The sequence below is a fragment of the Micromonospora sp. URMC 106 genome (assembly GCF_051386395.1).
Lineage (GTDB): Bacteria > Actinomycetota > Actinomycetes > Mycobacteriales > Micromonosporaceae > Micromonospora.
In genome coordinates this window covers 41,386-48,619 of the sequence record NZ_JBPQTP010000046.1, presented here as the reverse complement: position 1 = coordinate 48,619, position 7,234 = coordinate 41,386, and the positions used below count along the sequence as shown (strand labels likewise).

5 protein-coding genes are annotated in these 7,234 nt (G+C 72.7%); all 5 read left to right on the top strand.

Annotation, left to right across the window (positions count from 1 at the left end; genetic code table 11):
* Window positions 1–374 precede the first annotated feature (374 nt).
* The 5 genes from ACSNOB_RS16460 (at window position 375) to ACSNOB_RS16440 (ending at window position 6,898) form a co-directional block, all read left to right on the top strand.
* Window positions 375–1,553 (top strand): ROK family protein, encoded by a 1,179-nt coding sequence (locus tag ACSNOB_RS16460; RefSeq protein WP_436687432.1) that lies wholly within the window; start codon window positions 375–377, stop codon window positions 1,551–1,553.
* Window positions 1,554–1,629: 76 nt separating this feature from the next.
* Window positions 1,630–3,219, top strand: coding sequence for a sugar ABC transporter ATP-binding protein (locus tag ACSNOB_RS16455; protein ID WP_436687431.1), 1,590 nt, complete (start codon window positions 1,630–1,632; stop codon window positions 3,217–3,219).
* A gap of 76 nt (window positions 3,220–3,295) precedes the next feature.
* Window positions 3,296–4,417: an ABC transporter permease gene (locus ACSNOB_RS16450; RefSeq protein WP_436687430.1), complete on the top strand. Its 1,122-nt coding sequence runs from the start codon at window positions 3,296–3,298 to the stop codon at window positions 4,415–4,417.
* A 166-nt stretch (window positions 4,418–4,583) separates the two neighbouring features.
* Window positions 4,584–5,639, top strand: coding sequence for a substrate-binding domain-containing protein (locus tag ACSNOB_RS16445; RefSeq protein WP_393102980.1), 1,056 nt, complete (start codon window positions 4,584–4,586; stop codon window positions 5,637–5,639).
* A 53-nt stretch (window positions 5,640–5,692) separates the two neighbouring features.
* Window positions 5,693–6,898, top strand: coding sequence for a Gfo/Idh/MocA family protein (locus ACSNOB_RS16440; protein ID WP_436687433.1), 1,206 nt, complete (start codon window positions 5,693–5,695; stop codon window positions 6,896–6,898).
* Window positions 6,899–7,234: the final 336 nt, after the last annotated feature.

The window sequence follows — 7,234 nt, the reverse complement described above, 5'->3', positions numbered from 1 at the left end:
TCGCCCAGCCCGACCCCGCACCTCGCCCAGCCCGGCCCCGCCGCGCGCCTCGCCCAGGCCGCCCCGGTCACGCCCGTCCCGCATCTCGCCCAGGCCGGTCCCGCGTCCTGCCCCGCGATCTTGCACTTTCGGCCCTCAGTATTGCCGTCTATCACCCCTGATGTGGCATTTGGCTGGGGCAGGAACTGCAAGATCGCGGGGGTGGGTAGAGGTAAGGGGCGCTGGGGCGCGAGAGGGCTTTTGCTGGATCTGACAAAAGTTGGCGTCGGATCTGCCGAAGGTATGGACAGGCGGCGCAGAAGGCTCCTACTGTGTCGGACACAACACATCGGCGATACGTCGATGTGAACGAGCCCCGTGAAGAGGTGAGTCCGGTGCGGACGGTCGACCCCCTGCACCTCCAGCTGTTGCGGTTGCTCCGCGACGAGGGGGCGGCGTCCCGGGCCGAGCTGGGCGACCGGTTGCAGATGCCCCGCCCCCGGCTGCTGGCCGAGCTGGAGCGGCTCGTCGGCCTCGGCTACGTCGCCGAGGCGGGGCTGGCCGCCTCCCGGGGCGGTCGCCGCTCCACCCTCGTGGAGCTGAGCCCCCACCTGCGGTTCGCCGCCGTCGACCTCGGCGCCAGCTCGATCGACGTCGAGGTGGTCAACGGCCGCCTGGAGCCGGTCGCCGCGTACGCCGAGGCGGCCGACATCCGCACCGGCCCGAAGGTGACCCTCCAGCGGGTCAACGAGCTGCTGCACAAGGCCAGGGTCGACGGCGCCTACGAGCGGCTCGACGCCGTCGGCATCGGCGTGCCCGGCCCGGTCAGCTTCCGCGACGGCGTCCCGGTCTCCCCGCCGATCATGCCGGGCTGGGACCGGTTCCCGGTGCGCGAGCTGCTCACCCGCGAGCACGGCTGCCCGGCGGTGGTCGACAACGACGTCAACATCATGGCGATCGGCGAGCGGCACGGCGGGGTCGCCCACTCGGTGGACGACTTCCTCTTCGTCAAGATCGGCACCGGAATAGGGTGCGGGATCTACCTCAGCGGCGAGGTCTACCGGGGCACCGACGGCTGCGCCGGGGACATCGGCCACATCCAGGTCGACTCGCACGGCCCGATGTGCTCGTGCGGCAACGTCGGCTGCCTGGAGGCGCTGTTCAGCGGAGCCGCGCTGGCGAAGGAGGCGACCGCCACGGCGCGCAGCGGCGCCTCGCCCGCACTGGCCGAGCGGCTCACCGCCCGGGGCGCGGTGACCGCCCGGGACGTCGCCGAGGGCGCCGGCGAGGGGGACGTCACCTGCATCCAGCTCATCCGCGACGGGGGGCGGCGGGTCGGCGGGGTCCTGGCCGGGCTGGTCAGCTTCACCAACCCGTCGATGATCGTGATCGGCGGCGGGCTGGCCCAGCTCGGGCACATCCTGCTGGCCGAGATCCGCAGCGTGGTCTACCGCCGGTCGCTGCCCCTGGCCACCGGCAACCTTCCGGTCGTCCTGTCCGAGCTGGGGCCCCGCGCCGGCGTCGCCGGCGCCGCCGTCCTGGCCAGCGACGTTGCCTTCGCGGAGGCGTCATGAGCGAGTGTCAGCGAGCGAGTCGTCGGCGCGGTGCCGTGGTGCCTCATGGCGGCGCGGAGCGAAGCGGAGTGCCGGCATGAGCAACCAACCCGAGGAGGCCGCCGTGGCACCCGCTCCGCTGGTCGAGGCCCCCGCCGACGCCGTCGCCGGCGAGGTGGTCCTGCGCCTCACCGACGTGGTCAAGACCTTCCCCGGCGTACGCGCCCTGGACGGCGTGCAGCTCGAGGTGCGCGCCGGCGAGGTGCACTGCCTGCTCGGGCAGAACGGCGCCGGCAAGTCCACCCTGATCAAGGTGCTGGCCGGGGTGCACCGCCCCGACTCCGGGCTGGTGCAGTGGCGCGGCGAGCCGGCGTCCTTCGCCAACCCGCAGGCCGCCATGCGCGCCGGCATCGCCACGATCTACCAGGAACTCGACCTGGTCGAGGACCTGTCGGTCGCGGAGAACACCTTCCTCGGCCACGAGCCGCGTCGGTTCGGCTTCGTCCGCCGGGGTCACATGGCCCGGCGTACCCGGCAGATCCTCGGGCGGCTGGGGCACGCCGAGATCCCGCCCGGGCGGATGGTCCGCGCCCTGCCGGCCGCCGGCAAGCAGGTGGTCAGCATGGCCCGCGCGCTCTCCCACGAGGCACGGCTGATCATCATGGACGAGCCGAGCGCTGTGCTGGCCCACGACGAGGTGGGCAACCTGTTCCGGATCATCCGCGAGCTGACCGCCCAGGGCATCGCCGTCATCTACATCTCGCACCGGCTGGAGGAGATCCGCGAGATCGGCGACCGGGTCACCGTACTCAAGGACGGCCGCACCACGGCGGCGAACCTGCCGGCCCGCGACACCCCGACCCGCGAGCTGGTCAGCCGGATGACCGGCCGCAGCATCGAGTACGTCTTCCCGGACCGCCCGGCCGAGGCGGCCGGCGGCGCGGAGCTGCTCACGGTCGAGGGGCTGACCCGGGCCGGGGAGTTCGCCGACGTGTCGCTCAGCGTCCGCGCCGGCGAGATCGTGGGCATCGCCGGGCTGGTCGGCTCGGGCCGATCGGAGCTGCTGGAGACCATCTACGGCGCGCGCCGCCCCGAGGCCGGCTCGGTGCGGATGGCCGGCAGGGCGCTGCGCCCCGGCAGCGTCGGCGCGGCCGTGAAGGCCGGCATGGGGATGGCTCCCGAGGAGCGCAAGAGCCAGGCGCTGCTGCTCGGCGAGCCGATCTACCGCAACGTCACCCTGGCCACCTTCGGCCGCTACGCCCGCGCCGGCTTCACCGACGTCGGCCGCGAGCGGGCCGAGGCGGACCGGATCGCCGAGAGCCTGGAGCTGCGCCCCCGCGACGTCCGCCGGCCGGTGCGCACCCTCTCCGGCGGCAACCAGCAGAAGGTGGTGGTCGGGCGCTGGCTGCTCGGCGACACGAAGCTGCTGCTGCTCGACGAGCCCACCCGGGGTGTCGACGTCGGCGCCAGGGCGGAGCTCTACCAGGTCATCCGGGGGCTGGCCGCCCGCGGCGTCGGGGTGCTGCTGGTCTCCAGCGAGGTCCCCGAGGTGCTCGGCCTGGCCGACCGGGTGCTGGTCATGCGGGAGGGGCGGGTCGTCCGCGAGGCCCCGGCCGGCGAACTCGACGAGAACACCGTGCTCGACCTCGTCATGGCGGGGTCCCTGATGGAAGGCGCACCGGCATGAGCGAGCGTCAGCGAGCGAATCATCTGTGCAGTGCGGTAGAGGCTCCTGCTGACTCCGAGCGGAGCGAGGTGGCGGCATGAGCGAGCTTCCTACGTCCACCGCGGCGCCGCACCGGGCGGCGCAACTGCCGGCGCAGTCGCCGCCGGTGGACCCGGCGGAGACCGCGGCCGTCGCGAAGGTCTCCACCGCCGGCCGACTCTCCTGGTGGCGGGGCGACGGCGGCGAGGGCGCCCGGCGCAACCTCGGCCTGATCGGCGTGCTGGTGGCGCTCATCGTCATCGGCGCGCTCACCCGCTCCGACCTGTACTCCGACCCGGACTGGGTGTGGGACAACGTCCTGAGCATCCTGAAGCTCGCCGCCGTGGTCGGCGTGGTCACCGTCGGGATGACCTTCGTGATCATCGGTGGCGGCATCGACCTCTCCGTCGGCGCGATCGTCGCGCTGGCCGGGGTCTGGTGCACCACGGTGGCCACCCAGAGCTACGGCGCCGGCGGCATGATCTTCAGCGCCCTCACCGTCGGGCTGGCGGTCGGCCTGGTCAACGGGCTGCTCATCTCGTACGGCCGGCTGGTGCCCTTCATCGCCACCCTGGCGATGCTGGTGGCCGCCCGGGGCCTGGCCGCCGAGATCTCCGACAAGCAGACCCAGGTGTCGGACAACACGTTCATCAACGGCCTGGCCAGCAACAGCCTTCTCGGCATCCCGCTGCTGGTCTACATCCTCGCCGCCGTGGTCGCCGCCGGGTGGGTGCTGCTCAACCGCACCACCTTCGGCCGCCGTACGGTCGCCGTCGGCGGCAACCCGGAGGCGGCCCGGCTCGCCGGCATCAACGTCAAGCGGCACACCGTGCTGCTCTACGCGCTCTCCGGCCTCTGCTGCGGCATCGCCGCCATCATGCTCACCGCCCAGGCCAACTCGGCCCAGGCGGCGATGGCGAACCTCTACGAGCTGGACGCGATCGCCGCCGCGATCATCGGCGGCACGCTGCTCAGCGGCGGGCGGGGCACCATCATCGGTTCCCTGCTCGGGGTGGTCATCTTCGCCACCATCACCAACCTCTTCGCCATCAACGGTCTCTCCACCGAGGCCCAGAACATGGTCAAGGGCGGCATCATCGTCGCCGCCGTCCTGGTCCAGCAGGTCCAGTTCCGCAGCCTCACGCAGTTCCTGGGCCGCAACCGGCTCACCACCACCTGACCCGCACCGCACCGACCAGCACCCGCACCGCGCAGCACCCGCACCGACCAGCACCCGCACCGCGCGGCGTCCAGGCCACCCGAGCGACGGTGGCCGGACCCCGCACGCCCTCTTCCCGCCCTCGCACCGCGAATTCCCTCCACCACCGCGAACCCAGGAGGTCGTCATGACCCAGCACAGTCGCGACGTGTCGCGCCGCCGGCTGCTCTTCGGCGGGGCCGCCGTCGGCGCCGGCGTGCTCCTCGCCGGCTGCACCAGCAACGAGGCCCAGCCGACCGAGGCGCAGACCAAGGCGGCGGGCGCGCCCGGCGGCAACAGCGAGCCCGGCAAGCGGGTGACGATCGGCTTCTCCGCGCCGGCCGCCGACCACGGCTGGATCGCCGCCATCACCAACAACGCCAAGGCGCAGGCCGGCGCGTACTCCGACGTGGACTTCAAGACGGTCGAGGCCGGCGCCGACGCGGCAGCCCAGCGGGCCGCGCTGTCCACGCTGATCTCGCAGAAGCCGGACGTGATCGTGCTGCTGCCGCACGACGGCAAGGAGCTCAACGCGTTCGGCCTGGAGGCGATGAAGGCCGGCATCCCGGTGGTCAACCTGGACCGGGCCTTCCCCGACGCACGGGCGTACCGGCTCCAGATCAAGGGCGACAACTACGGCATGGGCGTGGCCGCCGCCACCTACATGGTCGCGCAGTTCAAGGCCAAGGGCATCAGCAACCCGATCATCGGTGAGATCGCCGGCATGGACGAGCTGGAGCTGACCCAGGAGCGGTCGAAGGGCTTCGTCGACACCCTCACGGCGAACGGCTTCAAGGTCGCGAACCGCCGGGCGGCCCGGTTCACGGCCGACTCCGGGCAGCAGGAGGCGGCGCAGCTGCTCCAGGCCCTGCCGAAGATCGACGCGGTCTGGAACCACGACGACGACCAGGGCATCGGCGTGCTGGCCGCGGTGAGCCAGGCCAACCGCAAGGAGTTCTTCATGGTCGGCGGCGCCGGCTCGAAGAAGGCGATGGAGGACATCCAGGCCGACAACACGGTGCTGAAGGCGACCGTGACCTACAGCCCGTCGATGGCATCCTCGGCCATCTCCCTGGCCCGGCTGATCGCCCAGGGCAAGGGCATGTCCGACCTGGTGGAACTCCAGGTGCCCAAGGAGATCATCCTCGCCTCCGAGACGATCACCAAGGAGAACGCGGGCAACTACCTCAAGCTCGGGTTCTGACACACGGGGGGAGACCCACCTTGTCCACGAAAGACAGGCAACTGCGGGTCGGCATGGTCGGCTACGCGTTCATGGGCGCCGCGCACTCGCAGGCGTGGCGCACCGTGAACCGGGTGTACGACCTGCCGGCGCGGGCCCGGATGGCGCTGATCTGCGGCCGGGACGCCGGGAAGGTGGCCGACGCCGCCGACCGGCTCGGCTGGGAGGCGTACACGACCGACTGGCGCGACCTGGTCGCCCGGGACGACATCGACGTGGTCGACGTCTGCACACCCGGGGACAGCCACGCCGAGATCGCCCTCGCCGCGTTGGCCGCCGGCAAGCACGTGCTGTGCGAGAAGCCGTTGGCCAACACGGTCGCCGAGGCCCGGGCGATGGCCGCCGCGGCGGCCACCGCGCAGGCCGCGGGGGTGCGGTCGATGTGCGGGTTCAACTACCGACGGGTGCCCGCGGTCACGATGATGCGGCAGCTCGTCGCCGACGGGCGGCTCGGGGTGATCCGGCACGTCCGGGCGACGTACCTGCAGGACTGGATCGTGGATCCGCAGTTCCCGCTGGTCTGGCGGTTGCAGCGGGACAGGGCGGGCTCCGGCGCGCTCGGCGACATCGGCGCGCACATCATCGACCTGACCCAGTACGTCACCGGCCGGCGGATCACCGGGGTCAGCGCGGTCACCGAGACCTTCGTCAAGGAGCGGCCGCTGCCGGCCGGGTCGAGCGGGCTGGCGGCCACGGTGGACGGGGCCGCGGTCGACGGCCACGGCGCCGACGGGCACCGCCCCGCCACCGGCGCGGTCACCGTCGACGACGCGGCGGTCTTCGTGGCCCGGCTCGACGGCGGCGTGCTGGCCACGTACGAGGCGAGCCGGTTCGCCACCGGACGCAAGAACTCCCTGCGGGTGGAGATCAACGGTTCGCTCGGCACCGTCGTCTTCGACCTGGAGCGCCTCAACGAGCTGGAGTTCTACGACGCGACGCGGCCGACCGCCGAGCAGGGCTTCAGCCGCATCCTGGTGACCGAGGGCGAGCACCCGTACATGTCCGCCTGGTGGCCGCCCGGGCACATCATCGGCTATGAGCACTCCTTCACCCACCAGATGCGGGACTTCGTCGAGGCGGTCGCCACCGGCACCGACCCGGCCCCCTCCTTCGCCGACGCGTTGCAGGTCCAGTTGGTGCTGGACGCGGTGACCCGGTCGGCGGAACTCGGTTCCTCGTGGACCGAGGTGGAACCGGCGCTGGCCACGGTCGCCGCCTGAGCCACCTCCGGCGCCGACCGGCGAGGGACCGGCCGCGGTTGCGCCCCGCGGTCGGGACGAGGCCGGTGCCGGAGGACGTGCAGCCGGGCCGCGGCCCGGTGGCGCACGAGCAGGACGGTCGTCCGGTGCGGCCGGACCGGGATTCCCCGGTCGCACCGGAGGACCGCCACCACCCGGCGACCCGCCGGGCGCGTGTCCACCACGACGTCCGGTCGGGGCGCGCCGTCGTCCCGACCGGCGGATGCGGGGGAGGCAGGGGCGAGACGCCGACCGACCCTGCCTGCCAGCCCCGTCCGTCCGTAACCGCACCGGGAACCGGGCCGGCGTCGTCGCCGC

Bases quoted from the DNA above. Each gene is read 5' to 3' on its own strand.
- ACSNOB_RS16440 (WP_436687433.1), top strand. From the start codon at position 5,693: ATGGTCGGCTACGCGTTCATGGGCGCCGCGCACTCGCAGGCGTGGCGC.
- ACSNOB_RS16445 (WP_393102980.1), top strand. From the start codon at position 4,584: ATGACCCAGCACAGTCGCGACGTGTCGCGCCGCCGGCTGCTCTTCGGC.
- ACSNOB_RS16455 (WP_436687431.1), top strand. From the start codon at position 1,630: ATGAGCAACCAACCCGAGGAGGCCGCCGTGGCACCCGCTCCGCTGGTC.
- ACSNOB_RS16450 (WP_436687430.1), top strand. From the start codon at position 3,296: ATGAGCGAGCTTCCTACGTCCACCGCGGCGCCGCACCGGGCGGCGCAA.